At 70.9% G+C, this 16429-nt stretch carries 11 protein-coding genes and 1 pseudogene; 10 read left to right on the top strand and 2 right to left on the bottom strand.

Annotated features, from left to right (window positions below; translation table 11 throughout):
* Positions 1-251: 251 nt before the first annotated feature.
* Positions 252-1184 (bottom strand): annotated as a pseudogene (locus IE140_RS24785) (LysR substrate-binding domain-containing protein); the annotation flags it as partial.
* Between the two features lie 119 nt (positions 1185-1303).
* Here IE140_RS24785 and IE140_RS24780 point away from each other — a divergent pair.
* Both IE140_RS24780 and IE140_RS24775 read left to right on the top strand, forming a co-directional pair.
* Positions 1304-2362 (top strand): bile acid:sodium symporter family protein, encoded by a 1059-nt coding sequence (locus IE140_RS24780; RefSeq protein ID WP_150193000.1) that lies wholly within the window; start codon positions 1304-1306, stop codon positions 2360-2362.
* Positions 2363-2432: 70 nt separating this feature from the next.
* Entirely contained in the window at positions 2433-2648 is a 216-nt protein-coding gene (locus IE140_RS24775; protein WP_032762818.1) for a helix-hairpin-helix domain-containing protein, read from the top strand.
* Between the two features lie 43 nt (positions 2649-2691).
* Here IE140_RS24775 and fdhD read toward each other — a convergent pair whose 3' ends face one another.
* On the bottom strand, positions 2692-3540 hold the full coding sequence (fdhD, locus tag IE140_RS24770; protein WP_150192999.1) for a formate dehydrogenase accessory sulfurtransferase FdhD: 849 nt from the start codon (positions 3538-3540) through the stop codon (positions 2692-2694).
* A 240-nt stretch (positions 3541-3780) separates the two neighbouring features.
* Between fdhD and IE140_RS24765 the strand changes: the two genes are divergently transcribed.
* From IE140_RS24765 to IE140_RS24730, 8 genes are all read left to right on the top strand, one after another.
* A complete protein-coding gene (locus IE140_RS24765) occupies positions 3781-4740 on the top strand; it encodes a beta-ketoacyl-ACP synthase III (RefSeq protein ID WP_150192998.1) in 960 nt (319 codons plus the stop codon).
* Between the two features lie 215 nt (positions 4741-4955).
* Positions 4956-6137, top strand: a complete 1182-nt coding sequence (locus IE140_RS24760) for an ROK family transcriptional regulator (protein WP_150192997.1) — start codon at positions 4956-4958, stop codon at positions 6135-6137.
* Positions 6138-6353: 216 nt separating this feature from the next.
* Entirely contained in the window at positions 6354-7877 is a 1524-nt protein-coding gene (locus IE140_RS24755) for a sugar ABC transporter ATP-binding protein (protein WP_189460705.1), read from the top strand.
* Positions 7874-8926, top strand: coding sequence for an ABC transporter permease (locus tag IE140_RS24750; RefSeq protein WP_150192996.1), 1053 nt, complete (start codon positions 7874-7876; stop codon positions 8924-8926). The genes IE140_RS24755 and IE140_RS24750 overlap by 4 nt, the downstream gene beginning before the upstream one ends.
* Positions 8927-9014: 88 nt before the next feature.
* Entirely contained in the window at positions 9015-10049 is a 1035-nt protein-coding gene (locus tag IE140_RS24745; RefSeq protein WP_093443156.1) for a substrate-binding domain-containing protein, read from the top strand.
* 71 nt (positions 10050-10120) lie between these two features.
* On the top strand, positions 10121-11350 hold the full coding sequence (locus IE140_RS24740; protein WP_150192995.1) for a Gfo/Idh/MocA family protein: 1230 nt from the start codon (positions 10121-10123) through the stop codon (positions 11348-11350).
* Between the two features lie 13 nt (positions 11351-11363).
* Positions 11364-12368, top strand: a complete 1005-nt coding sequence (locus IE140_RS24735; protein WP_032777102.1) for a sugar phosphate isomerase/epimerase family protein — start codon at positions 11364-11366, stop codon at positions 12366-12368.
* A gap of 289 nt (positions 12369-12657) precedes the next feature.
* Positions 12658-16377, top strand: coding sequence for a ThuA domain-containing protein (locus tag IE140_RS24730; RefSeq protein WP_150192994.1), 3720 nt, complete (start codon positions 12658-12660; stop codon positions 16375-16377).
* The last annotated feature ends 52 nt before the right edge of the window (positions 16378-16429 follow it).

The following is a 16429-nucleotide window of genomic DNA, read 5'->3' as shown; positions in this document are numbered from 1 at the left end:
GCCCCCAGGTCAACCGTCGAAATCCGGCCAGATGGGCAAGGCTCGGGCGCACGGACGCCCAGTTCTGCCGGAGGGGTAACCGGCTCGCGCCGGAATCTCCACCGAATCCGACCGCCGCGAGCACCGGGGCCGATGCCGGTCCGGTGAGCGGCCGGGGCCCCGGCCGCGCCGGCTGTGCCACCGCCGGTCCCACCACGGCAGCCACCAGCGGCCCGGCGGGCCGCTACGGCACCCTCGGTGCTGCCCGTACCGTCCGTACCGCCCGTTCCGCGGTGCAGCCGGTCGCCGCCCGCCAGGATCGCCGAGGCCAGGGCGTCCGCCGCTTCCTGGGCCGGGCCCCGCCGGTTCCCGTGCAGCAGGACGAAGTCGACCCCGCCGAGTTCGGGCAGCCCCGACCTGGCCGGAACCGGCACCAGACCCGGCGGGATCATCCCCCGGGAGTGCGCCATCACCCCCAGGCCCGCCCGCGCCGCCGCGACCAGACCGCTCAGGCTCGTACTCGTACAGGCGATCCGCCAGGCCCGCCCGTGCTCCTCCAGCACCTCCAGGGCGCGGGCCCGGGTGATGGCGGGTGGCGGAAAGACGACCAGCGGTACCGGGCGCTCCGGATCGAGGCGCACCTGCGGCGCGCCGATCCAGTCCAGGGCGTCCCGCCACATCAGTTCGCCGTGGGTGTCCCCGGTCCGCCGCTTGGCCAGCACCAGATCCAGCCGGCCCGCCGCGAGCTGCCGGTGCAGCGTCCCGGACAGCTCCACGGTGAGCTGGAGCTCGACCTCCGGATGATCGCGGCGGAAGGACTCCAGGATCTCGGGGAGCCGGGTGAGCACGAAGTCCTCGGAGGTCCCGAACCGCAGCCGCCCGCGCAGCCGGGTGCCCGCGAAGAACGCGGCGGCCCGCTCGTGGGCCGACAGGATCGACCCCGCGAAGCCGAGCATGGCCTCGCCGTCGTCCGTGAGATCGACGCGATGGGTGTCCCGGGCGAACAACTGCCGCCCGGCCGCCTCCTCCAGCCGCCGCACATGCTGGCTGACCGTGGACTGGCGGATCCCGAGCCTGCGCGCGGCCTGCGTGAAGCTCAGCGTCTGGGCGACGGCGAGGAAGGTCCGCAGCTGGGCGGGGTCGTACGTGGCGTCCGCGCGGTGCACGTTCATCCGGTCCGCGCCCACCCTGTCCGCGTTGTTCATGACTGCACGTTATCGGGATCCATGATGACAGTCAGAATGGTGTGCGGGATTCCCGATGGCGGAGTGCGGGAGCAGGATGGACGCCGTAACGGATCCCGACCGCCGGAGCACCACCGCACATGTCCCGCCGTACCCCGCGCCTGCCGTCCTGGCTGCCGTTCGACGCCTACCTCCTGGCACTGGCCGCCACCGTGGCCCTCGCGGCGCTGCTGCCCGCCCGCGGCACCGCCGCCGAGGTGGCGGGCGGGGCCTCCACCGGCGCCGTCGCCCTGCTGTTCTTCCTCTACGGGGCGCGGCTCTCCACGGCCGAGGCGCTCGACGGGCTCAAGCACTGGCGCCTCCACCTCACCGTCCTGGCCTGCACCTTCGTCGCGTTCCCGCTGCTGGGGCTGGCGAGCGGCGGGCTGGTGCCGTACGTGCTGACGCCCGAGCTCCAGGCGGGCTTCCTCTTCCTGTGCCTGGTCCCGTCCACGATCCAGTCCTCCATCGCCTTCACGTCGATCGCCCGGGGCAACGTGCCCGCCGCGATCTGCGCCGGATCCTTCTCCAGCCTCGCCGGAATCCTGGTGACCCCGCTGCTCGCCGCCCTGCTCCTCGGCTCCACCGGGGGCGGTTTCTCCGCGGACTCCCTGCTGAAGATCGTGTTCCAGCTGCTCGTCCCGTTCCTCGCCGGACAGCTTCTGCGCCGCTGGATCGGCGGCTTCCTCACCCGGCACAAGAAGGTGCTCGGCCTGGTCGACCGGGGGTCGATCCTGCTCGTCGTCTACACCGCGTTCAGCGAGGGGATGGTCGCCGGCGTCTGGCACCAGGTCACCCCCGCCCGGCTCGGCGCGCTGCTCGCCGCCGAGGCGGTCCTGCTGGCGCTGATGCTCACGCTGAGCTGGTACGGGGCACGGAGGCTCGGGTTCGGCCGGGCGGACCGGATCGCCATCCAGTTCGCCGGGTCGAAGAAGAGCCTGGCGGCCGGGCTGCCGATGGCGAGCGTGATCTTCGGGGCGCACGCGAGCCTCGCCGTACTGCCGCTGATGCTGTTCCACCAGATGCAGCTGATGGTCTGCGCCGTGATCGCGAAGCGCCGCGCGCGTGACCCCGAGGAGCCGCCGTTCCGGGACGACCCGGCAGGCGCGGCCGATTCCGGCCCACTGTCCGACCCAGCCGCTACGGTGGGTAGCCGGTAGCCGGTAGCCGGTAGCCGGTAGCCGGTAGCCGTAGCCGGTAGCCCGGGTGGACCCACAGCGAGGACGTGCCATGAGCGACAAGGGCGGGACGCCTGCCGACGACTTTCCGCACGGGGCGGGCAACCCGGCCCGCGGCGCTCTGCGTGCGGCGGGCTACACCCGCCTCGCCCAGCTCACCACCGTGACCGCGGCCGAGGTGCTCGCCCTCCACGGGGTCGGCCCGAAGGCGATCCGGGTGCTCCGCGAGGCGCTGGCCGCCGAGGGCCTGGCCTTCGCGGGGGAGTGAGCGAAGGCCCCGTACAGCCCCGGTCGTGCGGCGGGCCCCGGGCTCAGCCTCGCCGGGCCGTCGCCTCCAGCGCGATCCGGTGCTCACCGGCGTACACGTTCATCGACGGTCCGCGCAGGAAGCCGACCAGCGTCAGTCCGGCCTCCGCCGCCAGGTCCACGGCCAGCGACGACGGTGCGGAGACCGCCGCGAGCACCGGGATCCCCGCCATCACGGCTTTCTGCGCCAGTTCGAACGAGGCCCGCCCCGACACCAGCAGCACCGCCCGCGACAGGGGCAGCCGCCCGTCCGTCAGCGCCCGGCCCACCAGCTTGTCGACCGCGTTGTGCCGGCCGACGTCCTCCCGTACGTCCAGCAGCTCGCCCTCCTCGGAGAACAGGGCCGCGGCGTGCAGGCCGCCCGTCCGGTCGAAGACCCGCTGCGAGGCCCGCAACCGGTCCGGGAGGGCGGACAGCAGCTCGGGCGTGATCCGCACCGGGGGAGCGTCGGCCACCGGGTGCCGGGTCGTGGTGCGCACCGCGTCCAGGCTGGCCTTGCCGCACAGACCGCAGGAGGAGGTCGTGTAGACGTTGCGCTCCAGCGTGATGTCGGGGACCGGGACCCCGGGCGCGAGCTTCACGTCCACCACGTTGTAGGTGTTCACGCCCTCCGCCGTCGCCCCGGCGCAGTAGACGATCGACTGGACCTCGTCCTTCGCGGCGATCACCCCTTCGCTGACCAGGAAGCCCGCGGCCAGCGCGAAGTCGTCGCCCGGAGTCCGCATGGTGATGGCCAGCGGCCTGCCGTTCAGCCGGATCTCCAGGGGCTCCTCCGCCACCAGGGTGTCCGGACGGGAGGAGACGGCACCGTCCCGGATACGGAGGGTGCGGCGGCGTTCGGTGACCCGTCCCATAGAGCTGAACCCGATTCTGTCCGTGTGCGGCTGTTGTTCGTGTACGGCTGTTCGTTTCTCCGGGTCATTGTCCGGCACGCGCACCGGCGTGTCGCAGCGAGCTGTTCAGCACGCTGACCAGGCTGTTGTCAATGCTCCAACGTGTGGGCCCGATTCCTGTGGGATCACGTGCCCTCGTACCCGGCGGTAGCGACCAAGACTGTGTTTGTTTCCTGCCCCCACCCGACGATGGGAACCCGTATGACCGGCTCACGTGTCGTGGCGCTCGGCCACTACCAGCCCGCCAAGGTGCTCACCAACGACGATCTCGCGGCGATGGTCGACACCAGCGACGAGTGGATCACCAGCCGGGTCGGCATCAAGACCCGTCACGTGGGTGGGCCCGACGAGCCGGTGGACGAGATGGCCGCGCACGCGGGAGCCAAGGCGCTGGCCACGGCCGGTCTCGGGCCCTCGGACATCGATCTGGTCCTCGTGGCCACCTCCACCGCCATCGACCGGTCCCCGAGCATGGCGGCCCGGGTCGCGGCCCGGCTCGGCATGGGCTCGCCCGCCGTCATGGACATCAACGTCGTGTGCTCCGGCTTCACGCACGCGCTGGCCACCGCCGACCACGCGATCCGGGCCGGTGCGGCGACCCGGGCGCTGGTCGTCGGCGCCGACAAGATGGCCGACATCGCGGACTGGACCGACCGCTCCACCTGCGTCCTGCTCGGCGACGGCGCGGGCGCCGCGGTCGTCACCGCCGACCCGTCCGCCGACGACGCCCCGGGCGGGCCCGGCATCGGACCGGTGCTGTGGGGTTCCGTGCCGGAGATGGGCAACGCCGTCCGGATCGAGGGGACGCCGCCGCGCTTCGCGCAGGAGGGGCAGTCCGTCTACCGCTGGGCCACGACGCAGCTCCCCCCGATCGCCCGCCGGGTCTGCGAGAAGGCGGGCATCGCCCCGGAGGACCTGGGCGCCGTCGTCCTGCACCAGGCCAACCTGCGGATCATCGAGCCGGTCGCTCGCAGGATCGGCGCGGTCAACGCCGTCATCGCGCGGGACGTCGTGGACTCCGGCAACACCTCCGCCGCCTCCATCCCGATGGCGCTGTCCAAGCTGGTCGAGCGCGGGGAGGTCGCCTCCGGCGCGCCCGTCCTGCTCTTCGGATTCGGCGGAAACCTCTCCTACGCGGGCCAGGTCATCCGCTGCCCCTGACCCCCGCCGCGGACCTCCGCCACCCGTCCCCGTCGATCGCCACGATCCCTCTCCGTCGATCTCCGTGACCCTTCCCCGCCGACCTTTGTCCTGAGTGTGGAAAAAGTTGGGGCGGATTCCCGCGCAACTTCTTCCCACTCCGGGAAAGCGCTGCTACGTTCCCCTCGAAAGCCCGACGGACTGGCCGATGTGGCGGGGAGGGACGCGTGAGACGTATGACGGCACGACCCGCGAACGCGCATCAGGCGCGGCTGCTCCGGCTGTTGCGCGACGGGGGTCCCAATTCCCGTGCGCAGCTGGGCGATCAGGTCGATCTGTCGCGCTCGAAGCTCGCCGTCGAGGTGGACCGGCTCCTGGAGACCGGTCTGGTGGTGGCCGACGGACTCGCCGCATCGCGCGGCGGGCGCCGCTCGCACAACATCCGGCTCGCCCCCGAACTGCGCTTCCTCGGCGTCGACATCGGTGCCACCTCGGTCGACGTGGCCGTCACCAACGCGGAGCTGGAGGTACTGGGACACCTCAACCACCCGATGGACGTGCGTGAGGGGCCCGTCGCCGTCTTCGAGCAGGTCCTGTCACTCGCCGCCAAACTGCGGGCCTCCGGGCTCGCCGAAGGCTTCGACGGCGCGGGCATCGGGGTCCCCGGCCCCGTCCGCTTCCCGGAGGGCGTGCCGGTCGCGCCGCCGATCATGCCCGGCTGGGACGGGTTCCCGGTCCGCGAGGCGCTCAGCCAGGAGCTGGGCTGCCCCGTCATGGTCGACAACGACGTGAACCTCATGGCGATGGGGGAGCAGCACGCGGGCGTGGCCCGCTCCGTGGGCGACTTCCTCTGCGTCAAGATCGGTACGGGTATCGGCTGCGGCATCGTCGTCGGCGGCGAGGTCTACCGCGGTACCACCGGCAGCGCCGGGGACATCGGGCACATCCAGGTCGACCCCGACGGCCGGCCCTGCGCCTGCGGCAACAAGGGCTGCCTGGAAGCCCACTTCAGCGGCGCGGCCCTCGCCCGCGACGCGGAGGACGCCGCCCGGGAGGGCCGCTCACCCGAATTCGCCGCCCGGCTGGAGACGGCGGGCCGCCTCACCGCGGCCGACGTGGCCGCTGCCGCCGCTGCCGGGGACGCCGCGGCGCTCGACCTCATCCGTGAAGGCGGAAACCGGCTCGGCCAGGTGATCGCGAGCCTGGTCAGTTTCTTCAATCCCGGTCTGGTGGTGATCGGCGGCGGGGTCACCGGCCTCGGTCACAACCTCCTCGCCAGTGTCCGCACGCAGGTCTACAAGCAGTCCCTGCCTCTGGCCACCGGCAATCTCCCCATCGTCCTGGGTGAGTTGGGGCCCACCGCCGGAGTGATCGGTGCGGCCCGGCTCATCAGCGACCACCTCCTCTCCCCGGCCTGACCCCAGGCCGTACGCACCCCGCTCCACGCACCACGGAACCACCCCGTCAGCAGCCGTTCGCTCCACGCGCATCGCAAGCACCTCCCGTCAGCAGCCGTTCGCGGTGCCGCCGGCTCCACGGCACCTCCAGCCCTGCGCCCTGTCCGCTCACCGGCCCTCCCCGGCCCTCGGCACCCGCCCGAGCAGGGGAGACCCCATTCGCCGAGGGGATTCGTCATGGCACCAGAACCACCCCTGCTCACCATGTCCGGCATCACCAAGCTCTTCCCGGGCGTCCGCGCCCTGGACGGCGTCGACCTGGAGGTCCAGGCCGGCGAGGTCCACTGCCTCCTCGGCCAGAACGGTGCGGGCAAGTCCACCCTCATCAAGGTGCTCGCCGGAGCCCACCAGCCAGGCGACGGAGAGATCACCTGGCGCGGCGAGAAGGTCCAGCTCAAGTCGCCGATCGCCGCCATGCGCCTGGGCATCGCCACCATCTACCAGGAACTCGACCTGGTCGAGGACCTCTCGGTCGCCGAGAACGTCTTCCTGGGCCACGAGCCGACCAGCGCCGGCTTCATCGTCCGTACGGGCGAGGGGCGCGCCGCCGCCAAGGCGCTGCTGGCCCGCCTCGGGCACCCGGAGATCGACCCCGCCCGGCACGTCGGCGACCTCTCCGCCGCCCAGCAGCAGATCGTCTCCATGGCGCGGGCGCTCTCCCACGAGGTTCGGCTCATCGTGATGGACGAGCCCTCCGCCGCCCTCGACCCCGACGAGGTCGACAACCTCTTCCGCATCGTCGAGGGTCTCACCGCCGACGGGGTGGCCGTCGTCTACATCTCGCACCGTCTCGAGGAGATCCGCCGCATCGGCGACCGGGTCACCGTCATCAAGGACGGCCGGACCGTGGCCGTCGGACTGCCCGCGGCCGACACACCCACACGCGACATCGTTGCCATGATGACCGGCCGTGACGTCGCCTATGTCTTCCCGCCCCGCCCCGAGGAGCCGGCCGCCACCACCGGCGAACCCGTGCTCCGGGTCCAAGGCCTGTCCCGCAAGGGCGAGTTCGCCCCTGTCGACCTCGAACTGCGGCCCGGCGAGATCGTCGGTCTGGCCGGACTCGTCGGCTCGGGCCGCTCGGAGATCCTGGAGACGATCTACGGAGCCCGTAAGGCGAGCACCGGAACCGTCACCGTCGCGGGGAAGCAGCTCCGCCCCGGCAGCGTCCGCGCCGCCGTCGCCGCCGGGATCGGTCTCGCCCCCGAGGAACGCAAGGCGCAGGCCCTGCTGATGACCGAGTCGGTCACCCGTAACGTCTCCGTCTCCTCCCTCTCCCGCTTCGCCCGGATCGGCTGGATCGACCGGGGCGGGGAGCGGAAGGCCACACGGAACGCCACCCGCGAACTGCAGATGCGGCCCGACAACCCGGACGCCGCCGTCCGCACCCTCTCCGGAGGCAACCAGCAGAAGGCCGTCCTCGCCCGCTGGCTGCTGCGCGGCTGCCGGGTGCTGCTGCTGGACGAACCCACCCGTGGTGTCGACGTCGGCGCCCGCGCCGAGCTCTACGCCGTGATCCGCCGGCTGGCCGACGAAGGCCTCGCCGTCCTGCTCGTCTCCAGCGAAGTGCCCGAAGTCCTGGGCCTCGCCGACCGGGTGCTGGTCCTCCGCGAGGGCGAAGTGGTCCACACGGCCCCCGCCCAGGAGCTCGACGAGCACCGCGTACTCGACCTCGTGATGGAAGGGAGCCCGACGCCATGACACAGCCCGCCCCGTCGGCGCAGCACAACGGGCCGGACAAGGGGGCCGTCGCGGCCCCCTCCGACACGCCGCCCTCGAAGTCGGGCGGGGGCATGCCGACTCTCGGTCTGCGGCTCGACGTCCGGATCCTGTCCCTGCTCGGCGTCCTTGCCGCGCTGATCCTGGTCGGCGGCATCACCGAACCGGACACCTTCCTGGACACCGGGAACCTCCAGCTGATCCTGACCCAGGCGTCCGTCATCGGTGTCGTCACCGTCGGCATGACCTTCGTCATCATCAGCGGGGGCATCGACCTCTCCGTCGGGGCGATGGTCGCCCTCGCCTCGGTGTGGGCGACGACCCTGGCCACCCAGGAGTACGGCTTCGCGGGCATCGCGTTCACCGCGGTGATCGTCGGCCTCGCCGCGGGACTCGTGAACGGCGTCCTCATCGCGTACGGCAACATGGTTCCGTTCATCGCCACGCTGGCCATGCTCGCCTCGGCCCGCGGACTCGCGCTCCAGATCACCGACGGCAAGACCCAGATCGTCACCGTCGACTCGGTCCTCGACCTCGGTCTGCCCGACTCCTACATCCTCGGGATCCCGCCGCTGGTCATCATGTTCGCGGTGGTCGTCATCGTCGGCTGGCTGATCCTCAACCGGACCACCTTCGGCCGCCGCACGGTCGCCGTCGGCGGCAACGCGGAGGCCGCCCGGCTCGCCGGGATCGACGTCCGCCGCCAGCGCCTGTACCTCTACCTGCTGTCCGGGCTCTGCTGCGGCATCGCCGCCTTCATGCTGATCGTGCTGGCCGGCTCCGGCCAGAACACCAACGGCAACCTGTACGAGCTCGACGCCATCGCTGCCGCGATCATCGGCGGAACCCTGCTCAGCGGCGGCCGGGGCACCATCGTCGGCTCCGTCCTCGGCGTCCTGATCTTCACCACGATCACCAACATCTTCGCGCTCAACAACCTCCAGAGCGACGTCCAGCAGATCGCCAAGGGCGCCATCATCGTCGCCGCCGTCCTCGTCCAGGGCCGCACCATGCGCGGTCGGGAGACCTGACCGCCCGCGCAACGGCCCCGAGCGCCCCACAACGAACCCCCCGCACCCGCACCTCGTACGCACCCACCGGATGAAGGGTCAGACCGTCATGCCAGAAACCAGCCGCAGAGGGCTGCTGTTCGGAACCGCCGCCGTCTCCGCGGGCGCGCTCCTCACCGCCTGTACCAGCAACGAGCCCAAGAAGACCGAGTCCGCGGCCAACAGCGCCCCCGCCGACGACAAGCCCGGCAAGGCCGTCACCATCGGCTTCGCCGGACCGCAGGCCGACCACGGCTGGCTGAACGCGATCAACGTGAACGCCAAGTCCCGGGCGGAGACGTACTCCGACGTCACCCTGGAGATCACCGAGGGCTCCAACGACACCGCCGCCCAGATCGGCCAGGTCAAGACCCTCATCAACAAGAAGGTCGACGTCCTCGTCATCCTCCCCGCCGACGGCAAGGCGCTCACCCAGGTCGGCCTGGAAGCGATGAAGGCGGGCATCCCCGTCGTCAACCTGGACCGCATCTTCGCCTCCCCGCAGGCCTACCGCTGCTGGGTCGGCGGCGACAACTACGGCATGGGCCTCAACGCCGGGCACTACATCGGCGAACAGCTCAAGGACAAGCAGAACGCCAAGGTCGTCGAGCTCGCCGGAATCGACAACCTGGAGCTGACCAAGCAGCGCAGCCAGGGCTTCGCCGACGCCCTCAAGAACTACTCCAACATCAAGCTGGTGGCCCGTCAGGCGGCCGACTTCACCGTCGAGTCCGGCCAGGCGAAGATGGCCCAACTCCTCCAGGCGCAGAAGCAGTTCGACGCCCTGTGGAACCACGACGACGACCAGGGCGTCGGCGCGCTGCGCGCGATCAAGCAGGCGGGCCGCGACGAGTTCATCATGGTCGGCGGCGCCGGCGCCAAGTCCGCGATGGACGCCATCAAGGCCGACAACTCGGTCATCAAGGCGACCGTCCTCTACCCGCCGACGATGGCCGCTTCCGCCATCGACCTGGCCCGGGCGCTCGGCCAGTCCAAGGGCATCAGCGGGCTCTCCGAGATGGAGATCCCGACCTCCCTGACCCTGTACTCCGCGGTCGTGACGAAGGACAACATCGACCAGTACCTGCCGACGGGCTTCAACTGACCGGGACTCCGGGGGAGGCGGCGAGCGCGTCCCCCGGCCCGTTACCGCACACCGATGAGGAGGAAGTCCGCATGGCCCGTAGTCAAGAGACGGAAACGCAAGCCTCAGCACCGCCGCCGCGGCAGGCGCCGGGAACGCTCGGGGTCGGCATGGTCGGATACGCGTTCATGGGCGCCGCCCACTCCCAGGGGTGGCGCACCGCCGGACACGTCTTCGACCTGCCGCTGCGGCCCGCTCTCGCCGCGATCTGCGGACGCGACCGTGCGGCGGTCGACGCCGCCGCCGCCCGGCACGGCTGGGCGGCGGCGGAGACCGACTGGCGGGCCCTGATCGCCCGGGACGACGTCCAGCTGATCGACATCTGCACTCCTGGCGACAGCCACGCGGAGATCGCCATCGCCGCCCTGGAGGCCGGCAAGCACGTCCTGTGCGAGAAGCCGCTCGCCAACAACGTCGCCGAGGCCGAGGCCATGGTCCGTGCCGCCGAGGCTGCCGCCGCCCGCGGCCAGGTGGCGATGGTGGGCTTCAACTACCGCAAGGTGCCCGCGATCTCCTACGCCCGGCAGCTCATCGCCGCGGGCCGGCTCGGACCGCTGCGCCACGTGCGGGCCACCTACCTCCAGGACTGGCTGGTCGACCCGGCCTCCCCGCTCACCTGGCGGCTCAAGCGCGAGCACGCGGGATCCGGCGCGCTGGGCGACCTCGGGGCGCACATCGTCGACCTCGCCCAGTACCTCGCGGGCGAGTTGCTGACCGGGGTCTCCGCCGTCAGCGAGACCTTCGTACGCGAGAGGCCCCTGCTCGCCGGGGCGTCGGCCGGGCTCTCCGGCGGCGCCGACACGGTGGAGCGGGGAGAGGTGACCGTGGACGACGCTGCGATCTTCACCGGCCGTCTCGCCTCCGGCGCTCTGGCCTCCTTCGAGGCGACCCGGATGGCCGCCGGGCGCAAGAACGCCCTGCGCCTGGAGATCAACGGGGAGCTGGGCTCGCTCGCCTTCGACCTGGAGCGGCTGAACGAGCTGTCCTTCCACGACCACACCGAACCCGCCGCCACCGCGGGCTTCCGGCGGATCCTCGTCACCGAACCCGAGCACCCTTACCTGGAGGCCTGGTGGCCGCCGGGCCACGGCCTCGGCTACGAGCACACCTTCGTCCACCAGGCCCGCGACGTGGTCCGCACGATCGCCGAAGGGGCCCCGCCCGTACCGTCGTTCGCGGACGGCCTCCAGGTGCAGCGGGTGCTCGCCGCCGTCGAGGAGAGCGCCGCCAAGAACTCCGTCCACACCCCGGTCCCCGCCTAGGAGGTCGCCGCCCATGCCCCGCCCCTTCACCCTCTTCACCGGCCAGTGGGCCGACCTCCCGCTGGAGGAGGTCTGCAAGCACGCCCGGGACTTCGGCTACGACGGACTCGAACTCGCCTGCTGGGGAGATCACTTCGAGGTCGACAAGGCGCTGGCCGACCCCGGCTACCTGGACACCCGGCACCAACTGCTCGACAAGTACGGGCTGAAGTGCTTCGCGATCTCCAACCACCTGGTCGGGCAGGCCGTCTGCGACAACCCGATCGACGAACGCCATCAGGGCATCCTGCCCGCCCGCATCTGGGGCGACGGGGAGCCCGAAGGCGTACGGCAGCGGGCCGCCGCCGAGATCGCCGACACCGCGCGGGCCGCCGCCGCCTTCGGGGTCGACACGGTCATCGGGTTCACCGGCTCCTCCATCTGGCACCTCGTCGCGATGTTCCCGCCCGTCCCGCCGCACATGATCGAACGCGGCTACGAGGACTTCGCCGAGCGCTGGAACCCGATCCTGGACGTCTTCGACGCCGAGGGGGTGCGCTTCGCCCACGAAGTCCACCCGAGCGAGATCGCGTACGACTACTGGACCACCAAGCGCGCGCTGGAGGCGGTGGACCACCGGCCCGCGTTCGGGCTGAACTTCGACCCGAGCCACTTCGTCTGGCAGGACCTGGACCCGGTCGGCTTCCTCTACGACTTCCGCGACCGGATCTACCACGTCGACTGCAAGGAGGCCCGCAAGCGCCTCGACGGCCGCAACGGCCGCCTCGGCTCGCATCTGCCGTGGGGCGACCCCCGGCGCGGCTGGGACTTCGTCTCCGCCGGCCACGGCGACGTCCCCTGGGAGGACGTCTTCCGGATGCTCCGGTCCATCGGCTACGAAGGCCCGGTCTCGGTCGAATGGGAGGACGCCGGAATGGACCGGCTGACCGGCGCGCCGGAAGCGCTTGCCAGCCTCAAGCGGTTCGACTTCGACCCGCCGTCCGCCTCCTTCGACGCGGCCTTCGGCGGCGGCGAGTAGCGAGAACGCTTCAGCCCCGGGGGCATGTCGCACCGCGCCATCTCCCGCCCCCGGGGCTGCCTCGCCCTGCCCGGAAACCTCTTTGTCCTGCCGGAAGCAGAAGTTCGACTTACCTGTTGCACAAGGGCTTTCCGTCGAGGACGAACAGGTCTACCGTCCATTTCGTGTACACGACATGACTCGCGTCACCGGGGTCTCTCCTGTCTCCGGTGACGCACGCGCGGCAGTCCCCGCGCGGCACGGCACGGCTACACCCGCCCGTACAACCGGCACTCTCCGGAGGACCTACGTGCACAGAACCAGAAAGCGGCTCCTGGCCCGGACCCGCGTCCGAAAGACCCTCGCGCTGTTCACCGGCGGCCTGCTCGCCGCCGCCACCCTGACCCTCGGCTCCGCCCCCGGCGCCACCGCCCACCCGGGCCACCCCGGGCACGAGGAGCCCGTGGCGGAGGACTTCCAGCAAGTCACCCTGGCCAAGGGCGCCGAGGAGACCGGCGAGCCCATGTCGCTCGCCGTCCTCCCCGACCGCAGCGTGCTGCACACCTCGCGCGGCGGCGAGCTGCGGATCACCGACAGCGCCGGCAACACCAGGATCTCCGGCACCCTCCCCGTGTACACGCACGACGAGGAAGGCCTCCAAGGCGTCGGCGTCGACCCGGACTTCGCCGAGAACCGGGCGATCTACCTCTTCTACGCGCCCCCGATGGACACCCCGGCGGGCGACGCCCCCGAGACCGGCACCGCCGCCGACTTCGCGGAGTTCGACGGCGTCAACCGGCTCTCCCGCTTCGTCCTCAACGAGGACGGCACCCTCGACACCGCCAGCGAGAAGAAGGTCCTGGACGTCCCCACCTCGCGCGGCATCTGCTGCCACGTCGGCGGTGACATCGACTTCGACAAGGACGGCAACCTCTACCTCTCGACCGGCGACGACACCAACCCCTTCGCCTCCGACGGCTTCACCCCGATCGACGAACGCCCCGACCGCAACCCGGCGTTCGACGCCCGCCGCACCTCGGGCAACACCAACGACCTGCGCGGCAAGATCCTGCGCATCAAGGTCGCCGACGACGGCTCGTACACCGTCCCCGAGGGCAACCTCTTCGAGCCGGGCACGGACAAGACCCGCCCCGAGATCTACGCGATGGGCTTCCGCAACCCCTTCCGCTTCTCCGTCGACCAGGCCACCGGCACCGTGTACGTCGGTGACTACGGCCCCGACGCGGGCGCTGCCGACCCGGGGCGCGGACCGGCCGGGAAGGTCGAGTTCGCCCGGGTGACGAAGGCCGCCAACTTCGGCTGGCCCTTCTGCGTCGGCGACAACGAGCCTTACATCGACTACGACTTCGCCACCAAGACCTCCGGCGCCGCCTTCGACTGCGCCGCCCCGAAGAACGAGTCGCCGCACAACACCGGACTCGTCGACCTGCCGCCGGCCGAGGCCGCGTGGATCCCCTACGACGGCGGATCGGTGCCCGAGTTCGGATCCGGCTCCGAGTCCCCGATGGGCGGACCCGTCTACCGCTACGACGCGGACCTCGACTCCCCGGTCAAGTTCCCCGAGGCCTACGACGGCGACTTCTTCGCCGGTGAGTTCGGCCGCCAGTGGATCAAGCGCATCGAGCAGGACGCCGACGGCGCCGTCCAGTCCATCAACGACGTGCCCTGGTCCGGAACCCAGATCATGGACATGGCCTTCGGCCCGGACGGGGCGCTGTACGTCCTCGACTACGGCCTCGCCTGGTTCGGCGGCGACGAGAACTCCGCCCTCTACCGCATCGAGAACGCCACCGGAGGCCGCTCGCCCATTGCCGAGGCCTCGGCGAACAAGACCTCGGGCACCGCGCCGCTGAAGGTGAAGTTCTCCTCGGCCGGCACGGCGGACGGCGACGACGACCCGCTGACCTACTCCTGGGACTTCGGTGACGGCGGCACCTCCACCGCGGCCAACCCCACGTACACGTACAAGAAGAACGGCACGTACGTCGCGACTCTGACCGCCGAGGACCCGACGGGCCGCACCGGCTCCGCCAGCGTCCACGTCACCGTCGGCAACACCGCCCCAACTGTGGAACTGGTGCTCCCCGAGGACGGGCAGCTCTTCGAGTTCGGCGACTCCGTGCCCTTCAAGGTCAACGTCAGCGACCCGGAGGACGGGACCATCGACTGCACCAAGGTCGAGGTCAAGTTCACCCTGGGCCACGACAGCCACGGCCACGACATCACCACCGAGCACGGCTGTGAGGGCACCATCAAGACCGCCATGGAAGGCGGGCACGACCCCAACGCCAACATCTACGGCGGCATTTCGGCCTCGTACACCGACAACGGCGGTGGCGGCCAGGCCAAGCTGACCGGCAAGGACGCCTCCCGGCTCCAGCCCAAGCACCGCCAGGCCGAGCACTTCGACGACTCCTCCGGCGTCACCACACCGAGCAAGTCCAGTGCGCACGGCGGAAAGACCGTCGGCGACATCCACAACGACGACTGGATCTCCTTCAAGACCTACGTCCTCGGCAACACCACCAAGCTCACCGCCCGGATCTCCTCGGCCGGCTCCGGCGGCTTCCTCGAAGTCCGCGCGGGCTCGCCCACCGGCAAGATCCTCGGCTCCGGACCCGTCCCGGTGACCGGCAGCTGGGACACCTTCCAGGACGTCGACATCCCGCTGCGCGGGGCGCCCAAGAAGCAGACCGAGCTCTTCCTCGTCTTCAAGGGCGGCGACGGCGCGCTCTACGACGTCGACGACTTCGAACTGTCCAACACCCCGGTCGACAAGACCGCCAAGCGCGTCCTGGTCTTCTCCAAGACCGCCGGCTTCCGCCACGACTCGATCCCCACGGGCATCGAGGCCCTGAAGGAGATCGGCAAGGACACCAACATCACGGTCGACTCCACCGAGTCCGCCGCCCAGTTCACCACCAGCAACCTGGCCCGCTACGACGCCGTCGCGTTCCTCTCCACCACCGGTGACGTGCTGGGCGCCGAGCAGCAGAAGGCGTTCGAGAACTACGTGGCCACCGGCGGCGGTTACGTCGGCATCCACGCGGCCGCCGACACCGAGTACGACTGGGAGTTCTACGGCGGCCTCGTCGGCGCCTACTTCGACTCCCACCCGCAGATCCAGCCCGCCACCGTCCGCGTCGAGGACCACGACCACCCCGCCACCGCCCACCTGGACGAGGAGTGGGAGCGCACCGACGAGTGGTACAACTACCGCACCAACCCCCGGGACAAGGCCAAGGTTCTCGCCACCCTCGACGAGACCACCTACACCGGCGGGAACATGAAGGGCGACCACCCGATCTCCTGGTGCCAGACCTACCAGGGCGGCCGCTCCTTCTACACCGGCCTCGGCCACACCAAGGAGTCCTACGCCGAACCGGCCTTCCGCAGCCACGTCCTGGGCGGGCTGCGCTACGCCACCGGCCAGGTGAAGGCCGACTGCAAGCCGGACACCGACTACCGGCCGATCTTCAACGGCAAGACGCTGGAGGGGTGGAAGCAGGCGGGCCCGGGGAAGTTCTCCGTCAGTGACGGCGCCCTGCACTCCGAGGGCGGCATGGGTCTCCTCACCTACCAGGCCAAGGAGCTGAAGTCGTACTCGCTGAAGCTCGACTGGAAGATGGCCGGCGACGACAACTCCGGTGTCTTCGTGGGCTTCCCGGAGTCCGACGACCCCTGGTCGGCGGTCAACAACGGGTACGAGATCCAGATCGACGCCACCGACGCCGCCGACCGCACCACCGGCGCCGTCTACGGGTTCAAGTCCGCCAACATCAAGGCCCGCGACCGCGTCCTGCGGCCCCCGGGCCAGTGGAACAGCTACGAGATCAAGGTCCAGGGCGAACGTCTGCAGATCTTCCTCAACGGAGCGAAGATCAACGACTTCACCAACACCGACCCGGCCCGCAGTCTGAAGGACGGCTACATCGGCCTCCAGAACCACGGAGCCGACGACCAGGTGTCCTTCCGCAACATCCAACTGAAGGAGCTGCCCTCGAAGTAGGGCAGCCGCCTCTGCCGACGACGGGCGGGGGAAGCACGCACCTTCCCCGCCC

It is taken from the genome of Streptomyces parvus (genome assembly GCF_014648875.1).
Taxonomy (GTDB): domain Bacteria; phylum Actinomycetota; class Actinomycetes; order Streptomycetales; family Streptomycetaceae; genus Streptomyces; species Streptomyces parvus.
This window is presented reverse-complemented; position numbering and strand designations above follow the sequence as displayed.

Coding starts and splice junctions, on each gene's coding strand:
- IE140_RS24745 (WP_093443156.1), top strand. CDS start 9,015: ATGCCAGAAACCAGCCGCAGAGGGCTGCTGTTCGGAACCGCCGCCGTC.
- IE140_RS24760 (WP_150192997.1), top strand. CDS start 4,956: ATGACGGCACGACCCGCGAACGCGCATCAGGCGCGGCTGCTCCGGCTG.
- IE140_RS24765 (WP_150192998.1), top strand. CDS start 3,781: ATGACCGGCTCACGTGTCGTGGCGCTCGGCCACTACCAGCCCGCCAAG.
- fdhD (WP_150192999.1), bottom strand. CDS start 3,540: ATGGGACGGGTCACCGAACGCCGCCGCACCCTCCGTATCCGGGACGGT.
- IE140_RS24735 (WP_032777102.1), top strand. CDS start 11,364: ATGCCCCGCCCCTTCACCCTCTTCACCGGCCAGTGGGCCGACCTCCCG.
- IE140_RS24755 (WP_189460705.1), top strand. CDS start 6,354: ATGGCACCAGAACCACCCCTGCTCACCATGTCCGGCATCACCAAGCTC.
- IE140_RS24780 (WP_150193000.1), top strand. CDS start 1,304: ATGTCCCGCCGTACCCCGCGCCTGCCGTCCTGGCTGCCGTTCGACGCC.
- IE140_RS24750 (WP_150192996.1), top strand. CDS start 7,874: ATGACACAGCCCGCCCCGTCGGCGCAGCACAACGGGCCGGACAAGGGG.
- IE140_RS24740 (WP_150192995.1), top strand. CDS start 10,121: ATGGCCCGTAGTCAAGAGACGGAAACGCAAGCCTCAGCACCGCCGCCG.
- IE140_RS24775 (WP_032762818.1), top strand. CDS start 2,433: ATGAGCGACAAGGGCGGGACGCCTGCCGACGACTTTCCGCACGGGGCG.